We start from the raw sequence: 21,277 nt of genomic DNA, 5'->3' as shown, positions 1-21,277 counted from the left end.
GTGCCGATCACCGTTCTCGTTGTGGATGACCAGGAACTCATGCGTATGGGGCTGAAGATGGTGCTCGGTGCGCACCCGGACATCGAGGTGATCGGCGAGGCGGCGAATGGGGCGGCCGCGGTCAGCCGGGCGGCGGAAATGCGGCCCGATGTGGTGTTGATGGACGTGCGTATGCCCGTGGTGGACGGGGTGACCGCGACCGCGCGGATCGTCGAGGCCGGGCACGGCTGCCGGGTACTGGTGATGACCACCTTCGATCTCGATGAGCACGCACTCGGTGCGTTGCGCGCCGGAGCCAGTGGCTTCCTGTTGAAGGACACCCCGCCGGAGGATCTGATCTCCGCCATTCGCAGCGTCGCCGCGGGTGACGCGGTGGTCTCGCCGAAGGTGACCAAGCGCCTGCTGGACCGGCTCATCGCCGAGGATCCGGCGCGCATGCGCGATCCGGGCGTGCTCGACGTGCTCACCGCGCGCGAACGCGAGGTGCTGGAACAGATCGCCGCGGGTCGCTCGAATGCCGAAATCGCCGAGCAGCTCTTCCTTTCCGAGGCCACGGTGAAGACCCACGTCGGTCGCGTGCTGACGAAACTCGGTCTGCGCGACCGGGTTCAGGCTGTGGTGCTGGCCTACGAGACCGGGCTGGTCCGCCCCGGCGGCTGACGGACCGGAGCGAAAAGGCAGCACCTCGCCCGGTGCGGCTTTTACCGTTTGCGTGACTTTCACACGTCCTGAACTGGTGTTTTGGCATATCTACACTGAGCGAACTTGTTCGTAACGAACATGTTCGTTACGATGAAATCATGCCAACAGAGCCACACGGACCGCGAAGCCGCCGGGAGCGCCCGGCAAAACCCGCGCTGACTCGGCCCGGCATCATCGCGACCGCCGTCCGGCTGATGCGGGCCGAAGGTCTGGAGCGGGTCACCATGCGGCGTCTCGCGGCTGAATTGGACACCGGTCCGGCATCGCTGTACGTGTACCTCCGCAACACCGCGGAACTGCACGCGGCGGTGCTCGACGAGATGCTCGCCGCGGTCGACCGCACACCGGTCGACGCCTCGGGTGACTGGCAGAACCGGCTCGTGCGAGTGCTCACGTCGTACACGATGGTGCTCTACGACAACCCAGGCCTTGCGCAATCCGCACTCGTTGCCCGCCCGTCCGGCCCGGGCTACCTGAATCTCCTCGAAGCGATCCTCGCGCTGCTGAGCGAGGGCGGGGTCCCGGACGACCGCGCGGCCTGGCTCTGCGACGTCCTGTTGCTGTTCGCCACCGCGAACGCCGCCGAACATGCCACCCGAGATCGCGATACCGAGGAGCGGGATACCGACGCGCTCGTCGCGGCCATTCGCAACGCCTCGGCCGAAACCCACCCCAGGATCGCCACTTTGGGCGACGACCTGCTGTCCGGTCCCGGCTCCGACCGCCTCGACTGGGGCTTCCATCTGCTGATCAACGGTGCCGGGCACACCCCGCGCCCCGCCGGAAAGAACCCCTAGGAGAACGTCATGTCGGAACACCATCCCATCGCCGTGATCGGCGCGGGGCTCAGCGGCCTCGTGCTTGCCCGTGTCCTGCACACGCACGGAATACCAACGGCCATATACGAACTCGACGCCTCACCGACGGCGCGCAATCAAGGCGGCATGCTCGACATACACGTCGAATCGGGCCAGGCCGCACTGCGCGCGGCGGGCCTGTTCGAGGAGTTCCGCGCGCTCGTCCACCCGGGTGGCGAGGAAATGCGCATCATCGACAAGCACGGCAACGTCCGCATGCAAGAAGCGGGCGAGGACGGCGATCGACCCGAGATCGACCGCAACGACCTGCGGGGACTCCTGCTGAACTCGTTGCCCGACAACATCATTCGCTGGGGCGCCAAGGTAACCGAGGCGCGCGCCCTCGGCGACGGCAGGCATGAGGTGACCCTCGCCGATGGCGCCACCTTCACCACCGACCTGCTGATCGGCGCGGACGGTGCCTGGTCCAAGATCAGGCCGCTGCTGTCCACGGCCACCCCGGCCTACTCCGGCGTCTCCTTCGTCGAATGCGACCTGCCCGACGCCGCCACCCGGAACCCGGCCGCGGCCGAATTGGCCGGCGGCGGAATGATGTTCGCCCTAGCCGACGGCAAAGGCATGCTCGCCCACCGGGAAACCGACGGCTCCGTGCACACCTATGTCGCCTTCACCGTACCGGCGGAATGGCTGAGCGGCATCGACTTCACCGACACTCCGGCGGCGAAATCGGATGTCCTGCAACACTTCCCGGACTGGGACGACCGGCTTCGCGCCTTGGTCACCGACGCCGAAGGTCCGCTCGTCCCTCGCCTGATCCACGCGCTGCCGATCGGCCACCGCTGGGACCGCGCGCCCGGCGTGACCCTGCTCGGCGACGCCGCCCACCTCATGTCCCCGTTCGCGGGCGAAGGCGCCAACCTCGCCATGCTCGACGGCGCCGAACTCGCCGCCGCCCTCATCGCCCACCCCGACACCGAGCAAGCCCTGCACGCTTACGAACAAGCCCTCTTCCCACGCAGTGCGGAACTCGCCACCGAATCCGCCGACAACCAAGCCATGATGTTCGGCCAGGACGCGCTGGAGAAGCTGCTGGTCTGGATGAGTTCTTACGGCGAATCGGTCGCCTGACGCGGATCTCAGCGGGCTCTCAGGCTGATTCGGGAGAAAATTCGCGGCGCCGGACGTTGCAACAGGTAGATCGCCCGAAAGGATCGCCATGCCCGCCCTAGTATTCGTCCTCTACGTGATCACCGAGATCATCGCACTGGTCGCCGTCGGCCAGTGGCTCGGTGTGCTGCCCGCCATCCTGCTGCTGATCGCCGGATCCGCCGCGGGCATGCTGCTGATCGGTTCGCAGGGCCGGCGCGTGTTCGAGCAATTCCGGCGTGCCGGGCGCGGCGAGATCCCGCCGGGCACCGCGGTCGCCGACGGCGCGCTGGTCGCCGCGGGCGGGTTCCTGATGTTCGTGCCCGGCCTGGTCACGTCGCTGTTCGGGCTGCTTCTGCTGTTGCCGCCGACCAGGATGCTGGTGCGTCCGATGGTCACCGCGTTCGCCGCGCGCCGGTTCGGCAAGCTGGCCGCCGCGGTGCCGTATCGCGGCGTGGTGATCGACGGCGACGACGTGGTCGACGGGGTCGTGGTGCAGCAGTGGTACGACGACGGTCAAGGCAACGCGCGCCGCGCGATTACCAAGCCATAGTTTCGCTATTACCAACGGGTAGTAAAGGCGCGCGGGCGCGCTAGGGGATCCGCGCGAATGCGGGCTATGGTGGCGCGATGGCCACCGAGCAACTCACCATCACGGTGAGCGAGGAGCTAGCCGCAGCGGTCAAGAAAGCCGCGGCAGCTGCCGGACAGTCGATTTCTGGGTTCACCGCGGCGGCGCTGCGGCTGGAGCTCATCGCCGTCGAAGCGGGTTGCCGGTCCGGCTCGCACCTAGAGCCGTCCCGGTTCGCCGAGGTGATGACGGTGCTGGCGTGCCCCGAGGACACGGCCCCGCATCCCGTATTGAACGGCTGACCTGAAAGCCTGAATAGGGCATACGGCAGACTGGTCTCTCGTGAGTGAGCGCAGCGAGGGAACCATAGATACAGCGTGCGTGCACACGACGGAGCCGAGCGTCAGCGAGGCGCGGTCGTGAGTACGCGGTTGCTGATCGGCGGTCGTTTCTACAGTTCCAGTTCCCCCGACGCGACAGCGATGGCGGTGACCGACGGGACCGTGGTGTGGCTGGGTGCCGAGCAGCCGGGACGGGCGTTGCACCCTGATGCCGAGATCATCGATCTGGACGGTGCGTTCGTCGCGCCGGCCTTCGTCGATCCGCACGTGCACGTCACCGCGGTGGGGCTGAAGCTCACCGGACTCGACCTGTCCGTCGCTCGGTCGCTCGAACATTGCCTGACGCTGCTGAGTGACTTCGCCGCGGCCCGTCCCGAGGGCGCCATCCTCGGTGACGGCTGGGACGAGACCGCCTGGCCCGAAGGCCGCCCGCCCACCACCGCGGAGATCGACAAGGCCGCGGGCGCCAGGCACGTGTACCTGTCCAGGGTGGACGCGCATTCGGCCGTCGTGTCCTCGGCCCTGCTCGACACCCTGCCCCAGGTGAGCGCCGCCGACGGATTCACCCGTGGCGAACCGGTCCGCGCGACCGCCCACCACCTCGTCCGGACCGCCGTGCTCGCGGAACTCGATCGGGCACAACGGGATCGGGCCAGGACCGCCGCCCTCGACCATGCCGCCGCGCACGGCATCGTCGCGGTGCACGAATGCGCGGGCCCGGAAATCTCCGGCCGCGCCGACCTTCGCGAACTGCTCGACTTCCGGCACGGCGTCGAGGTGCGCGCCTACTGGGGTGCAGCGGTGCGCAGCGCGGACGAGGCTCGCGCGCTGCTCGATGAGCTCGGCGTGCACGCGCTCGGCGGCGACCTGTTCGTCGACGGCTCCATCGGCTCGCACACCGCCTGGTTGCGCGACCCGTACACCGACGCCCCCGGCACCGGCCGCGCTTACCTCGATGCCGACGCCATCGCCGCGCACGTCCGCGCCTGCACCGAGGCGGGCATCCAGGCAGGCTTCCACGTGATCGGCGATGCCGCCATGGACGCGATCATCGCCGGATTCGACCGTGTCGTCAGCGAATTCGGCGGCCCCGCCGTCGCCGCCCGCGGCCACCGCGTCGAACACGCCGAACTCCTCGACGCCGACCAGATCGCCCAACTAGCGTCCTGGGGCGTAATCGCCAGCGTCCAACCAGGATTCGACGCCGCATGGGGTGGACCCGACGGCATGTACGCGGCCCGCCTCGGCAATGAGCGCGCCGCCACCCTGAATCCCTTCGCCGCCATGGCGTCTGCGGGCATCTCCTTGGCGATCGGCTCCGACGCCCCCGTTACCCCTCTCGACCCTTGGTCGGCCGTCCGCGCCGCCGTCAACCACCGCACTCCGGGCCATTCCCTCTCGCCGCGTGCCGCTTTCGCCGCCGCCACTCGGGGGGCCTGGCGTGCGGGCGGGGTCCGCGACGGCATCGCGGGCACCCTGGTCCCCGGCGCCCCCGCCTCCTACGCCGTATGGGACGCCGACCAGCTCGTCGTCGCCGCGGCCGCCGACACCGTCCAGCGCTGGTCCACCGACCCGAGGTCCCGCGTCCCCGGATTGCCCCCGCTGACACCGGATTCCCCGCTGCCGAGCTGCCTGCGCACCGTGCACCGCGGAGTCACCATCTATGAAGCGTGACGGCGCTGCCGCGGTAGCGCGTCGGGACAGGCTGCGCGGCAATCTGATTCGCCGAGGTCAGCGGCTCGGCACGACATCTAGGCAGCGGGGAATCGCGGCATCGGCCGTATCGCATGGGAAGGCGACCACTCGTGGTGCGTGAACGACTGTCGGCTGTATCGACTCGCTACCCGGTGCTGTGGCGAGCGGTGGCGGCGATCGTGGCCGGGCTGTTGCTGTTCGGTAGTTTCCCGCCGCGGCCGTGGTGGTTCCTCGCGCCGCTCGGCATTACGGTCCTGACGCTGGTCGTGCGTGGGAGCGGTCGGCTGCGCGCGGGGTTCGGGTATGGATTCCTGGCCGGGCTCGCGTTTTTCGTTCCGCTGTTGCCGTGGACCGGAATCTACGTCGGACCGCTGCCGTGGCTGGCGCTGTCCACGGTGTGCGCGGTGTACATCGGCTTGTTCGGGCTGATGGCGCGGCTGGTGGGACGACTGCCCGGGTGGCCGCTGTGGGTGGCGTTGGCCTGGGTGACCGCGGAGTGGGTGCGGTCCAGTTTTCCGTTCGGTGGATTTCCGTGGGGTCGTTTGGCATTCGGGCAGGCCGACGGATGGTTTCTGTCGCTGGCCTCGATCGGCGGCGCACCGCTGGTCAGCTTTGCGGTGGCGCTCACCGGAACTGGCGCCGCGGCACTGATTCTGGCCGCGCTGTCGATGGGCGCCGACCAGTTCGCGACCAGCTCGCGAATCGCATCGGTCACCGCCGCAGTGACTTTGGTCATCATGCCGATCGCGGGCCTGATCCTCGGCGCCACCCTGCCCGATCCGGATCAAGGCGACCGCACCATCACCGTCGCCGCCATCCAGGGCAGCGTGCCGCGCCTCGGCCTCGACTTCAACTCGCAACGTCGCGCGGTATTGGACAACCACGTCCGCCGCACCAAGGAACTCGCTCGTGCGGTCGAGGCGGGTCAGGCGAAGAAGCCGGATGTGGTGATCTGGCCGGAGAATTCGTCCGACATCGACCCGCTGCGCAATGCCGACGCCGCCGCGCTGATCACCGAGGCCTCCGCGCAGATCGGCGCGCCGATCCTGGTCGGCGCGGTGCTGGTGAACAGCGATCGCACCACCACCAACTCGGTGATCGTGTGGAACGGCGCCGCAGGCCCGGGGGAGCGGCACGACAAGAAGATCATCCAGCCGTTCGGTGAGTACTTGCCGATGCGCTCGTTCTTCCGGCTGTTCTCCGAATACGCCGACCGCGCCGGATATTTCGTGCCGGGCCACGGCGACGGCGTTGTCCATGCCGATGGCATCCCGATCGGCGTCGCGACCTGCTACGAGGTCGCCTTCGACCGCGCCTTCGAGGACGCGATGCGCGCGGGTGCCCAGCTGCTCACCGCGCCAACCAACAACGCCACCTTCGGCGACAGCGAGATGACCTATCAGCAGCTGGCCATGTCGCGGCTCAGGGCGGTCGAGCACGGCCGCGCGCTGGTTGTCGCGGCGACCTCCGGGGTCAGCGCGATCATCGGCGCGGATGGCAGTGTGCGGCAAGAGAGTCCGCAGTTCGTGCCTGCCGCGTTGGTCGCGGACCTTCCGCTACGCACTAGCAACACTGTAGCAACTCGAGTGGGACCCGCGCCAGAACGCGTTTTCGTCGCCCTGACCGTCGTCGCCATGGTGGCCGCGTTGCGTCGGGGAAGGTCCTCGGGAGGCGTAAACGAGACCGACCGGAAGGTATTAAAGGCCGAAATCGTCGGCTGAAGGTCTCGGGGAGATAACCTGTCTCCCGGTTTCTTCTGTGGTTGCTGTGAGTGACTCGTCATGTAACGAATCGTTCGCAAGAGTGCGTTTGGGCGGCCGTAAGTGCTTGTCAGCGCACAAATATCCTGGCACTTCCGCTGTGCCATCTGGGCGGTTTGTGTAGTTAGCCAAAAGTTTGCTAGCCAAACACGGCTGCCGCCGTTAGCGTGCGATGTGAAACAAATCCGCCACGTTGGCAATCCGGCCGATCAGACGCTCCGAATCATAGGGCGTGGATCACGTTCCACGGTCGGCCTTGCGTGCCTGCTGTGGGGCGAGGCTCGGGGAGTTGCGTCAAACAGCGGCAGAACGGAGTGATTGATGAGTTCATTGGCCACGGACAGCGTCGACCAATGTTCATCGGGCGAATCTTCGGCACAACCATTCGTCTTGTCGCCGGCCCAAACGGCTCTGTGGTACGCGCAGCGGATACGTCCGGACGTGCCATTGACGATCGCCCAGTATGTGGAGATCCGCGGTGACCTGGACGTCGGCCGGCTGCTCTACGCGATCGAGCGCTTCGGCGCCGAGACCCAGGTCGGCCAGGTGCGGCTGCGGGAGATCGACGGAATCCCGCATCAGGTGGTGGATTCCACCCGTCGGCCGGGCTGGGCCCGGGTCGATCTGCGCGCGGAATCCGACCCGCACGCGGCGGCGATGCGCTGGATGCACGAGCACGCCAGCGCGCCGATCGATCTCGAACGCGACCCGCTCAGCACGAATGTGATACTGCGGACCGGGGATTCGGACTACATCTGGTACGCCCGCGCACATCACATCGTGATCGACGGCTACGGTGCGATGAACGCGCTCACCCGCACCGCGGAGATCTACACCGCGCTGGACAACCAGACCGAGCCGGTGGTGTCCAGGGCGACCCCGCTGGCCGAGATCTACGCCGACGAGGTGCGTTACCGCGACACCAGCCGGTTCCGCGCCGACCGCGACTACTGGCTCGAGCAGCTCGCCGGTGCAGGCGAGCCGATGAGCCTCGGCGGTGCCACCGTCACCGCGGCCAGCCACGACGTGGGCAGGCGCACCGCAACCGCGGTGCTCGACGACCGCTGCCAGGCCGCGGTGGACGCGGCGGTCACCGCCTTCGGCACCGCCAACTCCGCGCTGTTCGTCGCGGCGCTCGGCGCGTACGTGCGCAAGGTGACCGGCAATCCGGATGTGGTGCTCAGCCTGCCGGTGTCCGCGCGCACCACGGTCTCGCTGCGCCGCTCCGCGGGCGTGATCTCCAACGTGGTGCCGATCCGGTTGAAGTTCACCCCCGACACCACCGTCGCCGACGTGGTCAAGGCCACCGAGCTGCAGATCACCGGCGCGCTGCGCCATCAGCGCTACCGGCACGACGACATCCGCCGCGACTGCGGCTACTCCCGCGACGCGCGCGGCTTCTTCGGCCCGATGGTCAACATCATGTTGTTCCACAACGAGCTGAAGTTCGGCAACTTGGTCGGCTCGCTCAACGTGCTGGCCACCGGGCCCGTCGAGGACCTGTCGGTCAACCTGTACAACGGCGTCGGCAATCGCATCCACGTCGACTTCGAAGCCAACCCCCGGCTCTACAGCGAGACCGAGGTGACCACCCACCACGACCGCTACCTCGATTTCCTCACCCGCTTCCTCACCGCCGCGCCGGACACCCTCGCCGAGTCGCTCACCGCGATCACCGCGGCCGAACGCGACCGGGTGCTGCACGACTGGAATGCCACCGAGACCCCACCGCATACCGGCACTCTCGCCAGCCTGTTCGCCGAGCGCGCCGCGAGCTGCCCCGACACCGTCGCCCTCGAATTCGGCGACGAAATCCTGGCCCTCCCGTCGCCCGACCACCGCCCCTCGATGAGTCCCGCCGGGACGCTGACATATCGCGAACTGGACGACCGCGCCAACCGGCTCGCCCGGCTGCTCATCGCCCGTGGTGCGGGACCCGAGCGGGCCGTCGCCCTGTGCCTGCGCCGCAGTCTCGATCTCGTCGTCGGCATGTACGCGATCGTGAAGTCCGGCGCGGCATACCTGCCGTTGGACCCGGAGCATCCGGCCGAGCGCATCGAACAGATCGTGCGTCAGGCGGCACCGGTCTGCGTGCTGACCGCCGAGCGCGACGAGCTCATCCTGCCTGTGGACCGCCTCGACATCGACGTCGCCGACCTGTCCGGTTTCGACGGCGCCCCGATCACCGACGCCGACCGCACGGCCGCGCTGCGCCCCGACCACCTCGCCTACGTCATCTTCACCTCCGGCTCGACCGGAAAGCCCAAGGGCGTCGGCGTCACGCACGCCGCGATCGTCAACCGGCTGCGGTGGATGCAGCACGAATATCCACTCGACCAGACCGACGCGGTCCTGCAGAAGACCCCGGCCACCTTCGACGTCTCGGTGTGGGAGTTCTTCTGGCCCTTGCAGATCGGCGCGCGACTCGTCATCGCCGAGCACGACGGCCACCGCGACCCCGGCTATCTCGCCCGCCTGATCACCGAAAAGAAGATCACCACAGCGCATTTCGTGCCGTCCATGCTGTCGGTCTTCGTCACCGACACCGACGTGCGCGGCTGCACCGCCCTGCGTCAGGTGTTCTGCAGCGGCGAGGCGCTGCCCGCCGCGACCGTCCGCGACTTCCATGCCGCGTTGCATCATCCCGCGTTGCACAACCTCTACGGCCCGACCGAGGCCGCGGTCGATGTCACCTACTGGCCGTGCACGTCCGATCCGGCGAGCGTGCCGATCGGCTCGCCGGTCTGGAATACCCAGACCTACGTGCTGGATTCGCGCCTGCGACCGGTCCCGCCCGGCGTGGTCGGCGAGCTGTATCTGGCCGGCGTGCAGCTGGCCCGCGGGTACCTCGGCCAGCCCCGGCTCACCGCCGATCGCTTCGTGGCCAACCCGTTCACCCCTGGTGCCCGGATGTACCGCACCGGCGACCTGGCCCGCTGGCAGCTCTCGACCGGTCGCCCCGGCGTCCTGGAATACATGGGCCGCAGCGACTTCCAGGTCAAGATCCGCGGCCTGCGCATCGAACTCGGCGAGATCGAGGCGGCGCTGCTGGCCGACGACCGGGTGGCCAGGGCGGTCTGCGTGGCACACGCAGGCCGCAACGGCGACGAACTGGTCGCCTACGTGGTCGCGGCGCTGGACGCCGAGGAGTATCGGCCCGCGGTGCCGAGCAGCGGCCCGCCGCATCCGGTGTCCCGGCTCGACACGGCCGCCCTGCTCACCGCACTGCGTCGCAGGCTGCCCGCGTACATGGTGCCGTCCGTGGTGCTGGAGCTCGACGAGTTGCCACTCAGCGCCAACGGCAAGATCGACCGCAAGGCGCTGCCCGCGCCCGCGCTTGGTGCCCGCTCGGCCAACCGATCGATCGCCGAGCCGCGCACCGAGGTGGAGCGCGTGCTCGCAGGCATCTTCGCCGAGGTGCTGGACACCGACGACATCGGTGTCGAGGACAGCTTCTTCGACCTCGGCGGCAACTCGCTGATCGCCGCCCGCGCGGTGGCCAGGATCAATGCCGCCCTCGGCACCGGGCTGACCATCCGCGACCTGTTCGAGGCGTCCACCATCGCCGCGCTCACCCAGTGCTTCGCCACCCACACCACCGACGTCGCCTCGCCGAAACTCGTTGCGGGCGAGCGGCCGGAGCGGATCCCGCTGTCGCTGGCCCAGCAGCGGCTGTGGATTCTGAACCGGTTCGCCGAACACGCCGCGGCCTACAACATGCCCCTTGCCGTCCGGATCGAGGGCGCGCTCGACGTCGAGGCCCTGCGCGCCGGACTGGTCGACGTGATCGAACGGCACGAGAGCCTGCGCACCACGTTCCCGGAGTCCACGGATGGTCCATGCCAGCTGATCCATCCGGCCGCCGAGATCCCGCTCACCCTCGACCCGATCGACGCCACCGGCGCCGACGTCGCGGCACTGGCCACCGAGTTCGCCGGGTACGGTTTCGATCTGCGCATCCAGGCCCCGGTGCGGGTCGCGCTGTACAGCACCGGGCCCGACAGCTGGGTGTTCCTGCTTGTGCTGCACCACATCTGCGGTGACGGCTGGTCGATCGCGCCGCTGGCCAGGGATCTGATGGCCGCGGTATCGGCGAGAGCCGAAGGTGGCGTCCCCCAGTGGACACCGCTGCCCGTGCAGTACGCCGATTTCGCGCTGTGGCAGCGCGAACTGCTCGGTAACGAAGCCGATCCGGCCAGCGCGCTGAGTGGTCAACTGGCGCACTGGCGTTCGGCATTGGCCGGGCTGCCGGACCAGCTCGACCTGCCGCTCGACCGCCCGCGCCCGCTGCGCCGGTCCACCACTGGCGGCCGGGTCGAATTCACCATCGCGCCCGAAATCCGCCGCGCCGCAGGCGAACTGGCGGCCACCCGGGGCGTGAGCATGTTCATGGTGCTGCACGCCGCGCTGGCCACCCTGCTCTCGCGGCTGTGCGCGAGCACCGACATCGCCATCGGCACGCCCATCGCGGGCCGTTCCGACCCGGCGCTGGACGAGCTGGTCGGCATGTTCGTCAACACGCTGGTGCTGCGCACCGAGGTCGACCCCGCCGCAGGCTTCGACCGCATGCTCGACGTGGTGCGCGAGACCGACCTCAACGCCTTCGCCAACGCCGACGTGCCGTTCGAGCGGCTGGTCGAGGTGGTCAACCCGGAACGCTCCGCCGCCAGGCACCCGCTGTTCCAGGTGATGCTGTCCTACGACCGCGCGCCGGATCTGCGCGTGCGGCTGTCCGGCGTGCGGGCCGAGGTGCTGCCGATCGTCTCCGACATCGCCAAATTCGACCTGCAGCTCGTGGTGCACGACGACATCTCCGACGGGCCGCTGACCGCCGAATTCGGCTACGCCACCGATATTTTCGACGCCTCCACGGTCGAGTCGTTCGCCCGCCGCTTCGTCGCCGTGCTCAACGCGGTGGTCGCCGCGCCGAGCATGCCGATCGGTGACCTGACCATCCTGGACCGCCGCGAACTCGCCAACCTGGTGCCGATCGCGAGCTCACCCGCCGAGCCGTTCAGCACCCTGGCGCGGCTGCTCACCGACACCGCCGAACGGCTGCCCGACGCGGTCGCGGTGCGCTACCTCGGCATCGACACCACCTATCGCGAGCTCGACGAGACGTCGAACAAGCTGGCCCGCGCGCTGATCGAGCACGGCGCGGGCCCCGAGATGGTCGTCGCGATCGCGCTGCCGCGCGGCCTGGACGCCATCACCGCCGTGTGGGCCGTCGCGAAAACCGGTGCGGCCTATGTGCCGATCGATCCGGGTTACCCGGGCGAGCGGATCGCGCACATGATCGCCGACTCCGGCGCGCTGGTCGGCCTGACCGACGCCGAATGCCTTGCGGCCATGCCGGAATGGCCCGCGCCGCGCGGCAAGCACCGCAAGACCTATCTCGACTGGCTGGTGCTCGGCTCCGACGAGCTGGCCGCCGAATCCGTGGGCTACTCAACAGATCCCATCACCGACGCCGACCGGCACCACCCGCTGTGCACGGTGCATCCGGCCTACCTCATCTACACCTCCGGCTCGACCGGAACCCCGAAGGCCGTGATCATCACCCACGCGGGGTTGGCTTCCCTCGCGAACGAGCAGATGCACCTGTTCGGCGTCTCGGATTCGGCACGGACACTGCACTTCTCGTCGCCGAGCTTCGACGCGTCGGTGCTCGAGCTGCTGCTCGGTTTCGCGGCGGGCGCGACCATCGTGGTGGCGCCCGCGGGCCTGTACGGCGGCACCGAGCTCGCCGCGTTCCTGCGCGAGGAACGGGTCACCCATGCCTTCATCACCCCCGCCGCGCTGGCCACCGTGCCGACCGAGGGGCTCGACGAGCTCGAGGCGGTGATCGTCGGCGGTGAGGCCTGCTCGGAGGAGCTCGTCGAAACCTGGTCGGTCGAGCACCGCATGCACAACATGTACGGGCCGTCCGAGGCGACCGTCGCGGCCACCGCGACCGGCCCGATGGTGCCGGGGCGGCCGGTGCCGCTCGGCAGGCCGATTCGCGGCATGCGATTGTTCGTGCTGGACGGACGGCTGCACCCGGTGCCGCCGGGCACGCCGGGCGAGCTGTACCTGTCCGGACCCGGACTGGCGCGCGGCTATCACGGCCGTTACGGCCTTACCGCGCAACGGTTCCCGGCCAACCCGCACGGCAGGCGCGGCGAGCGCATGTACCGCACCGGCGATCTGGTGGTCGTCGAATCGACCGGGGGACCGCAGTCGGCGGAGCCCGCGGGGCGGGTAAGTACCGGCCAGCTGCGCTTCCTCGGCCGGGCCGACGATCAGATCAAGATCCGCGGATTCCGCATCGAGTTGCGCGAGATCGACCACGTGCTGCGCGGCCACCCCGGGGTGAGTTTCGCGCTCACCGTGGTGCACACCGACGAACAGGGGCAGCCGCGGCTCGCGTCATATGTCACCGCGGACGCGCCGGTGACGGCTGCGGAGCTGGTCGAGACTGCGCGTCAGCAGTTGCCCGGGTACATGGTGCCCGCGTCGGTCATCGTGCTGGACGAACTGCCGGTCACCCCGGCGGGCAAGCTGGATCGAAAGGCGTTCCCGGAACCCGTTTTCGCGGCCCTCGGTTCCTCGCGCGCGCCGAGCACCGACCTGGAGTTGCGGGTCGCGAACGTGTTCGGCGACATTCTCGGCCGCCCGATCACGGGAGCCGAGGACAGCTTCTTCGACGTCGGCGGCAACTCGCTGCTGGCCACCAGGCTCGCCGCGGCACTGCACGCGGAGTTCGGCGTGGACCTGCCGGTGCGGGTGATCTTCGAGGCGCCCACCGTCGCGGGTGTCGCCGAGCGGCTGACGGAAGCGCCCCGGACGCAGCGGTTGGCGCTGGCTGTGCAGACCACGCGTCCGGGACGCATTCCATTGTCGCTGCCGCAGCAGCGATTGTGGTTCCTCAACCGATTTTCGCCCGAATCGAGTGCTTATAACATCGCTTTCGTTATCCGGATCTCGGGCGATTTGGATGTGGCGGCATTGCGCGCGGCGCTCACCGACGTCGTCGAGCGGCACGAGGTGTTGCGCACGGTTTTCCCGGAGGACAACAACGGCGCACAGCAGTCGGTGCTGCCGACCTCGCGTGCGCTGCCGACGATCGACCCGATCGACATCGACGACGCGGGCGCCGCGGCAGCCCTGCGCACCCTCGCGCACACCGGTTTCGATCTGGTCCGCGACACACCGCTGCGAACGACGTTGCTGCGCACCGGATCCGAGCGCTACCTGCTCGGCATCGTGGTGCACCACATCGCCGCCGACGGCTGGTCGCTCGGCCCGCTGACCAGGGACCTGGCCGCCGCGTATGTGGCAAGGCACGAGGGCGCCACGCCCGCGTGGGCGCCACTTCCGGTGCAGTACGCGGACTTCGGGCTGTGGCAGCGCGCCTGCCTCGGCGACGAGAACGACAAGGACAGCCTCGCGGGCAACCAGTTGGCGTACTGGCGGGCCGCGCTGGCCGACCTGCCCGACGAGCTGCCCCTGCCCTACGACCGGCCGCGGCCAGCGGAACCGACGCAGCGGGCGGGCGCGGTGAAGTTCACGGTGCCCGAGCCGGTGCAGCGGGCCCTCGCCGACCTGGGCAAGGAACAGGGCGTCAGCATGTTCATGGTGCTGCGCTCGGCGCTTGCGGTGCTGCTCCGCGCGGTGACCGGCGGTCGCGACATCGTGATCGGCACCCCGGTCGCGGGTCGCACCGACACCAAGCTCGACGAGCTGGTCGGCATGTTCGTCAACACGCTGGTGCTGCGTTCCGATGTCGATCCCGACCGCAGCTTCGCGGGGCTGCTGCGCGCCGATCGGGACACCGAGCTGGCCGCGATGGCGCACGCGGACATACCGTTCGAGCGCATCGTGGAGGAACTGGGCCGCGACGCACGCGCGTCCGGCGGTGGCTATGCGAACTCCGCGACGCGCGGGCGGCATCCGCTGTTCCAAGTGGCGTTGAGCGTGCAGGACGGACCCGTCCCGGTGCTGGAGCTGCCGGGTCTGGCATTGCGTGCCGAGGAACTCGACGTCGCGCTGGCCAAGTTCGACCTGGAGCTGCGGGTCGCCCACATCGGCTGCGACGCCGGGCCGGGCGAACCCGGGCAGGCCTTCGAATTCGTCTACGCCGCCGAGCTTTTCGACGAGTCGACGATCCACACGCTGGCCGACCGGTTCCTGCGGGTGCTGGCCGCGGTCACCGCCGATCCGCGAGTGCTGGTGCGCGACATCGACGCTCGCACCGAGCGGGAGCGACGCCTGTTCGCGCCCGCCACCGGCGGGGCGACGATGCCGCAGTGCACGTTGTCCGCGTACTTCACCGCCACCGCGCACATGCACCCGCAGCGCATCGCCCTGCAGTCGGGCAGCACCACGCTGACCTACGCCGAGGTGGATCGCCGCTCGAATCGGCTGGCACGCGCGCTGCTCGCCCGGGACATCGGGATCGGGGACCGGGTCGCGCTCGGGCTCACCCGATCGGTCGAATCCATCGTCACCCAGCTCGCCGTCGTCAAGTCCGGCGCCGCGTTCGTGCCGGTCGACCCGAACTACCCGGCCGACCGGATCCGGCACATGCTCACCGACGCGGGCTGCTGGGTCGGCGTCACCGTCGCCGAGCACGCCGACCGGCTGCACGCGGTCGACGGTCCGGCGACCGAATGGCTGCTGCTCGACGATCCCGTCTTCGTGACCGAACTGGACGGCTACGACGACGCACTGGTCGACGACCTCGACCGGCTGTGCACCATCGAGGCGTCCGATCTCGCGTACCTGATCTACACCTCCGGCTCCACCGGAAAACCCAAGGGCGTCGCGGTCACCCACGCCGGACTGTCCAACTTCGCCGACGAGCTGCGCGACCGCATGCGCGTCGACCGCGACTCGCGCACGCTGCACTTCTCCTCGCCGAGCTTCGACGCGGCGATGCTGGACCTGCTGCTCGCGGTGGGTTCCGGTGCGGCCATGGTGATCTGCCCGCCGGAGGTCTACGGCGGCGACGAGCTCGCGGCTTTGCTGGAACGCGAGCGGATCACGCACACCTTCATGACCCCGGCCGCGCTGTCCACCATCGATCACCAACGCTGGCCGCTGCCGCACCTGCGGTCGCTGATGGTTGGCGGCGAGGCGTGCGGGCCGGATCTGGTGGCTCGCTGGGCGCCGGGACGAGCCATGTTCAACGGGTACGGGCCGACCGAGACGACCGTCGTCGTGTCCATCGCGACGCTCACCGCCGACCGGCCGGTCACCATCGGCACGCTGGTCCGCGGCGCGCGGGCGCTGGTGCTTGACGAGCGGCTGCGTCCGGTGCCGGTCGGCGTGCCAGGCGATCTGTACCTCGGCGGGTACGGCGTGGCACGCGGGTACTTCGACCGATTCGGGCTCACCGCACTGCGTTTCGTGGCCGATCCGTGCGGCCCCGCCGGTGCGCGGCTCTACCGCACCGGCGACGTGGTGCGCTGGAACGGCGCGGGCGAGCTGTGCTACCTCGGCCGCAGCGACCACCAGGTGAAGGTGCGTGGCTTCCGCATCGAGCTCGGCGAGATCACCGCCGCGCTCGGCGATCACCCCGGCGTGCGGTTCGCGCACACCGAGGTTCGCCAGATCGCGGGTGCGGATCGGATCGTTTCCTTTGTGCAGGCCGCCGACGAGCACGCGGGTGTGGATGTGGAGGCGGTGCGCGCCCATCTGGGCGCGCAGTTGCCGACGCACATGGTGCCCACGAGTATCACTGTGCTGGAACATATTCCGTTGACGCCGGTGGGCAAGCTGGATACCGCCGCGCTGCCCGAACCGCAGCTCGTCGCCGACGTCGCGGCGCGTGCCCCGGAGACCGAATCGGAGCTGCTGGTCGCCAGGGTGATGGCGGAGCTGGTCGGCGTCGACGCGGTGCGCGCCGACGACAGCTTCTTCGAGATCGGCGGAAACTCGCTGCTGGCAACCCAACTCGTCGCCCGGCTCGCGGCGGCGACGAACATCCGGCTGGAGGTGCGCACCGTGTTCGCCGCGCCGCGGGTGGCCGCGCTTGCCGCACTGCTCGACGCGGGCCCGGCGGGCTCGGACGCGCGCCCGGCGTTGACGCGACGCCACCGTCCCGACCGGATTCCGCTGTCGGCCGCGCAGCGTCGGCTCTGGTTCCTCAACCGGTTCAACGGATCCGGCGACACGGCCGACCACACGGCGGCCGCCTACAACGTGCCGGTCGTGCTGCGGATGAACGGCAGGCTCGACGTCGACGCGCTGGTGATGGCGCTGCACGCGGTGCAGGCCAGGCACGAGACCTTGCGGACCGTGTTCCCCGAGACCAATGGTGAACCGGCGCAGCAGATCCTCGATCTGGCCGCCGCCGCGCTCACGCTGTTCGTCGCGACGGTTACCCCGGCGGAGGTCGACGACGCGGTACGGCGTTTCGCCGCACCGGGATTCGACCTCGCGGGCATGGTGCCGATCCGGGCCGCGCTGATCTCGGTCTCGCCCGATGGCGACACCGGCGTGCAGAACCCGGCCGAGGTGTCCGACGAACACGTGCTTGTGCTGGTGGTGCACCACATCGCCATGGACGGCTGGTCGCTCGAGCCGATGGCGCTCGACGTGGCCACCGCCTACCGGGCGGCCTGTGCGGGACAGACGCCGCAGTGGACCGACCTCAGCGTCCAGTACGCGGATTACACCCTGTGGCAACAGGACACGCTCGGCGCCGAGAACGACCCCGACTCGGTGTTGAGCAGGCAGCTCGCCTACTGGCGGCGCACCCTCGACGGCAGCCCCGAGCTGCTCACCGTGCCCGCGGACCGCCGGCGTCCGCCGGTGCCGTCCTACCGGGGCGGGCTGGTCGAATGCACCGTCGACGCCTTCACCCATCGCGAACTGCGCACGGTCGCGACCAGCAACAACGTCAGCATGTTCATGGTGCTGCACGCCGCGCTCGCGGTGCTGCTGCACCGGATGAGCGCGACCGACGACATCACCGTCGGCACGCCCATCGCCGGACGCGGCCACCCCGCACTGGACCGGCTGATCGGCATGTTCGTCAACACCCTTGTGCTGCGCACCAAGATCGATCCGGACGCCAGGTTCACCGACCTGCTGCACACCGTCCGCGACACCGACCTCGACGCGTTCGCGCACGCCGACGTGCCGTTCGAGCGGCTCGTCGAGGTGCTCAATCCGGCACGGTCGCAAGCACATCACCCGATGTTCCAGGTGATGCTCTCGGTGCAGAACCAGCCGGTGCGCGGGCTGCACCTGCCCGAGCTGCGGATCGAGGCGGCCGACGTCGACACCGGCATCGCCAAGTTCGATCTGCAGTTCACGCTCACCGAATCGCAGACGCCCGAACGGGATCCGGCGGGCATCACGCTGTCGGTGAACTACGCGAGCGATCTGTTCGACGAGCAGACCGCGTTGCGGTTGGGCAAGCGGCTGGTCCGGCTGCTCGCCGCCGTCGCCGCGAATCCGACTACCGCCGTGGGTGATCTGGAGCTGCTCGATCCGGCCGAATGGTCCGGCCTCGCGCCGGTTCGCGGTGCGGAGGCGGACCGGCCGGTCACCTTCCCCGAGGTGTTCGAGGCGGCGGCGAATGTCGATCGCAAGGCGGTCGCGTTGCGGGCGGAGGACACCCAGGTCAGCTACGACGCGCTCGATCGGTGGACGAACCGGTTGGCGCGGGTGCTGATCCGCCGCGGGGTCGGTCCGGAAACGCTGGTGGCGCTGGGTATTCCGCGGTCGGTCGAATCGGTGGCCACGGTGCTCGCGGTGGCAAAGGCCGGTGCCGCGTTCGTGCCCGTCGACCCGCTGTATCCGGCCAACCGGATCGCGCACATGCTCTCGGATTCCGGTGCGGCGCTCGGTATCACGCTCGGCGACTATCGAGGCGAGTTGCCCGGCGGGGTGGAGTGGATCGTGCTGGACGACGCGCACTTCCGCGGGCTCGTGCTCGACGCGTCCGACGCGCCGATCACCGCCGCGGAGCGCACCGCGCCGCTGCGGATGGACAACCCGGCGTACGTGATCTACACCTCCGGCTCGACCGGTACGCCGAAGGGTGTGGTGGTCACGCACGGCGGTCTGTCCAACTTCGCCGCCGAGACCGCGCAGCGGTTCGACGTCCGACCCGGTTGCCGCGTACTGCATTTCGCGACACCGAGCTTCGACGCGGCGATGCTCGACCTGCTGCTCGCCCTCGGCGGCGCGGCCACCCTGGTGATCACGCCGCCCGGCGTGGTCGGTGGCGAAGACCTGGCCAGGGTGTTCATCGACGAGGCGATCACGCACGCGTTCATCACCACCTCGGCGCTCGGCACGGTCGACCCGGCCGGCGTCACCGAGTTGCGGCACGTGCTGGTCGGCGGCGAGGCGCTGCCGCCGGACCTGGTCACCCGATGGGCGCCGAACCGCAACCTGTACAACGTGTACGGGCCCACCGAGACGACCATCGTCACGGTGATCGGCCAGCCGTTGACGCCGGGCGGTCCGATCACCATCGGCGGGCCGATCCGCGGCGTCAGCGCGACCATCCTTGACACGCGCCTGCACCCGGCACCGGTGGGCGTCACCGGCGAATTGCATTTGTCCGGTGCCGCATTGGCGCGGGGTTACCTCAATCGGCCCGGTCTCACGGCGCAGCGATTCATCGCCAATCCGTATGGCAAGCCGGGCGAGCGGATGTATCGGACCGGCGATCTGGTGCGCTGGTGGTCCGGGCCGGGTTCGCTGGCGGCGGGCCGCAGCACCGGCGCCGGCCGGGAGATCGAATACGTCGGTCGCACCGATCATCAGGTCAAGATCCGTGGCTTCCGTATCGAACTCGGCGAGATCGACGCGGCGCTGGCGCGGCACGGTGCGGTGGAGTTCGCCACCACCATCGGGTATCGCACGCCTGCGGGGACGACCGCGCTGGTGTCCTATGTGAAGGCGCGCAACGGTTCCGAGGTGTCGGCGGGTGAGCTCACCGATCACGTCGCCGAGCTGGTGCCGAATTACATGGTGCCGCAATCGATCATGCTGCTCGGCGAGGTGCCGCTCAGCCCGGTCGGCAAGCTGGACCGAAAAGCGTTGCCGGAACCGGTGTTCACCGCCGCCCAGGGCTATCGGGCACCGTCGACACCGTCGGAGGCGGCGCTGTGCGCGGCCTTCGCCACGGTGCTCGGCATGGAATCGGTCGGCGCCGACGACGGATTCTTCGAACTCGGCGGCAACTCGCTGCTGGCCACGAAGGTTGTCGCGCAGGTGCGGGCCAACGGTCTCGACCTGCCGGTGCAGTTGATGTTCGGCGAGGCGACCCCGGCGGCCATCGCCGCCCGCCTCGACGGGTCGGGCGCAGGCATCGCGGCGGCGTTGGGGCCGGTGCTGCCGATCCGGCCGAATGGTGCTGAGCCACCGCTGTTCTGCGTCCATCCCGCGATCGGTCTGGCCTGGTGCTACTCGGGGCTGCTCACGCATCTCGCGCCGGACCGTCCGGTGTACGGGCTGCAGGCACCGCACGTCGCGGGCGAGGACGGCTTCGCCTCGATCGCCGAGGCCGCCGGACAGTATGTGGCGCATATCAAGTCGATCCAGCCGACCGGGCCTTACCATCTGCTCGGTTGGTCGCTCGGCGGCCTGATCGCGCACGAGGTGGCGGTGCGGTTGCAGGAGTCCGGCGACGAGGTCGCGCTGCTGTCGATGATGGACAGCTACCGGCTCTCCGATGCCTGGCTCGAACACGCGATCCCGAGCGTGGCCGAGATCATCGAGGAATTCGGCAGCGACCAGCTCGACACGCCGATCGATCCGGCCATGAACCTGCGCGACGCGGCAGAGTTGCTGCGCGCGCGGCCGGGGCCGTTCGCGGCGCTCACCGTCGAGCATCTCGAACGGCTCTACGCCGGATACACCAACGGCACCCTGCTCGCGCACAGCTTCCGGCCCCGCGTCTTCGACGGCGACCTGCTGTTCTTCACCGCCGCCGCGGACGAGATCAACCGGGCCGATCCGGAGCGCCGCGCGGCCGCGTGGCAGCCGTTCGTCACCGGCGCCGTCCATGACCACGAACTGCCGTGCAGGCACTCGGCGATGACCGCGCCCGAATCGCTCGCCGCGATCGGCCCGGTGCTGCGCAGACAGCTCGACGGTGCGCCCGCACAACCGCCGGCCAACGGGTCGCGCAGATCCGAGCGGCCTGCCATCGGGATCAGAAAGAAGGAGAAGCAAAGGTGAGTGGGCGAGAAGCGCAGGGGCCCGCCGACAGATCAGCCGCGCAGGCGGGGGAGTCAC

General features: G+C 69.4%; 8 protein-coding genes. All 8 read left to right on the top strand.

Translation table 11 applies throughout. The features are described 5' to 3' along the window. On the top strand, positions 1 to 660 hold the full coding sequence (locus tag ACIA8C_RS13955; RefSeq protein WP_396990680.1) for a response regulator: 660 nt from the start codon (positions 1 to 3) through the stop codon (positions 658 to 660). A gap of 140 nt (positions 661 to 800) precedes the next feature. Further along, the gene (locus ACIA8C_RS13950) at positions 801 to 1,499 is read left to right on the top strand and encodes a TetR/AcrR family transcriptional regulator (protein WP_397134425.1); all 699 of its coding nucleotides are present in this window, start codon (positions 801 to 803) and stop codon (positions 1,497 to 1,499) included. Positions 1,500 to 1,508: 9 nt separating this feature from the next. Next, positions 1,509 to 2,648: an FAD-dependent oxidoreductase gene (locus ACIA8C_RS13945; RefSeq protein WP_397134423.1), complete on the top strand. Its 1,140-nt coding sequence runs from the start codon at positions 1,509 to 1,511 to the stop codon at positions 2,646 to 2,648. A gap of 88 nt (positions 2,649 to 2,736) precedes the next feature. Continuing rightward, positions 2,737 to 3,219, top strand: coding sequence for an FxsA family protein (locus tag ACIA8C_RS13940; protein WP_397134421.1), 483 nt, complete (start codon positions 2,737 to 2,739; stop codon positions 3,217 to 3,219). 77 nt (positions 3,220 to 3,296) lie between these two features. Further along, positions 3,297 to 3,539, top strand: a complete 243-nt coding sequence (locus tag ACIA8C_RS13935) for a hypothetical protein (RefSeq protein ID WP_397134419.1) — start codon at positions 3,297 to 3,299, stop codon at positions 3,537 to 3,539. Between the two features lie 117 nt (positions 3,540 to 3,656). Beyond that, positions 3,657 to 5,252 carry an amidohydrolase gene (locus ACIA8C_RS13930; RefSeq protein ID WP_397134417.1) on the top strand — a complete coding sequence of 532 codons (1,596 nt, stop codon included), beginning with the start codon at positions 3,657 to 3,659 and terminating at the stop codon, positions 5,250 to 5,252. Positions 5,253 to 5,383: 131 nt separating this feature from the next. Next, positions 5,384 to 6,994 (top strand): apolipoprotein N-acyltransferase, encoded by a 1,611-nt coding sequence (lnt, locus tag ACIA8C_RS13925; protein WP_397134415.1) that lies wholly within the window; start codon positions 5,384 to 5,386, stop codon positions 6,992 to 6,994. Positions 6,995 to 7,354: 360 nt separating this feature from the next. Beyond that, positions 7,355 to 21,220 carry an amino acid adenylation domain-containing protein gene (locus ACIA8C_RS13920; RefSeq protein WP_397134413.1) on the top strand — a complete coding sequence of 4,622 codons (13,866 nt, stop codon included), beginning with the start codon at positions 7,355 to 7,357 and terminating at the stop codon, positions 21,218 to 21,220. The last annotated feature ends 57 nt before the right edge of the window (positions 21,221 to 21,277 follow it).

Source organism: Nocardia sp. NPDC051321 (assembly GCF_044455225.1).
Classification (GTDB): Bacteria; Actinomycetota; Actinomycetes; order Mycobacteriales; family Mycobacteriaceae; genus Nocardia.
This window is presented reverse-complemented; position numbering and strand designations above follow the sequence as displayed.